The sequence below is a fragment of the Aestuariispira insulae genome (assembly GCF_003385955.1).
In the GTDB taxonomy this organism is placed as follows: Bacteria; Pseudomonadota; Alphaproteobacteria; order UBA8366; family Aestuariispiraceae; genus Aestuariispira; species Aestuariispira insulae.
Genome location: NZ_QRDW01000044.1, coordinates 1 through 1,465 on the forward strand (window position 1 = coordinate 1; position 1,465 = coordinate 1,465).

At 59.0% G+C, this 1,465-nt stretch carries 1 protein-coding gene; it reads right to left on the reverse strand.

The window, feature by feature from the left end; all coding sequences use genetic code 11:
• Nucleotides 1-1,465, reverse strand: a 1,465-nt coding sequence (locus DFP90_RS23040) for an Ig-like domain-containing protein (protein ID WP_245957154.1), incomplete at both ends; no start/stop codon positions are given.

Genomic DNA, 1,465 nt, shown 5'->3' on the forward strand with positions numbered 1-1,465 from the left:
TCCAGTGTCTCGACACCCGTGACCGTATCCGTCGAACCGGCGGCATCGGTGATGGCATAAGAGCCATCGCCCTGATCCTGGATCACATAGTCGCCGTAGCTTCCGGCGAGCTTCAGCACATCATTGCCTTCGCCGCCGTCAATCACGTCAGAGCCGGCACCACCGGTCAAGGTATCGTCACCCTCTCCGCCCATCAGGGTCACCCCGGTCAGGGCCGGTTCAATCAGCCCCGTTGCTGTCAGATGGTCGCTGCCATCCACCCCATAAGCGGTGAAATCATTGCCGTTGCTGCTGGCATCCGCCCCCGGGGTCGCCCCGTTGGCAAAATCAAGATGGAAGCCATTCGGTCCCAGATCATCACCGGCAAAGGTGCTGGACGGCACCCAGCTCCCATCCTGGCGGCGGCCCAGCATCAGATCATCCGCATCATTCAGGGTCGCACCGTCCCGGAACAGAACAGAGGCGATATCACCATGGAAATCATTGCTCGCCGCCCCTTGCAGGCCGCCGACACGATGCTCCCAATCATATCCAAACGTGCTCTCGGACCAATCCGCCGGCACCGGGTTGCTGCTGGAGGACTGCGCCAGTTCCTCACCATTCAGGAACAGGCGCACATGATTGCCATCCGCACGGGTCGTATCAAACGCCACGGAGAAATTCAGCCAGGCGCCAATATCCTCAGGCCGGTCAAAAACCTGCTCGCTCACTGCGGAATAATAATGCGAAGGGGTCGGGTAGTTGACGCCATAGCTCACCCAATAAAGCCGGTTGTCTTCGCCAAAGCCTAGCCAGCCATAACCCGTGCCCGAACCGCCATTGCGCGAGGTCAGGATTGCATCCGTACCGCCAAGCGCATCACGCCTGACCCAGCTTTCCATGACCCAGGTCTTGTTGCTGCCCGCATCTGAGAAGGTCCGGCCCAGATATTCACCGCCATCCAGCGAGATCCCGGACATTTCACCGGCAACCGGGAAAGAACGCACATCGCCGGCAACCAACTGGTCATCCCCGGCACCGCCATCAATCTTGATCGTGCGCTCATCGCCCATCAACACATCATTGCCGGTTGTGCCCCTGGAAACGGCTGTTTCATTCTCGGCAAGATCGATGCTGACAACGCCCTGGCTGGACAGGCCCTTACTGTCTGTCACCTTCCAGGTGAAACTGTCTGCATCCGTATCAGTCTTAGCCGAGGGATCATAGCTGTAGGTGCCATCCGCATTCAGCGTCACTTCCGCGCCGCTCGCAAGCGTATAGACATTCCCAGAGACACTGGTTGCACCGACCACTTTGTAAGTCAGGCTGTCACCACTATCCGCGTCAGACGCGCTCAGTTTGTGGTTGACCCCGTCCCAGCTGTTCAGAACAACCTTGGCATCAACAGCCTGCGGGCCATTGTTGGCGGCCGTCAGGTCAATGTCATTGCCGGTCTCGAAGTCCAACGTCTCAACACCGGTGACCG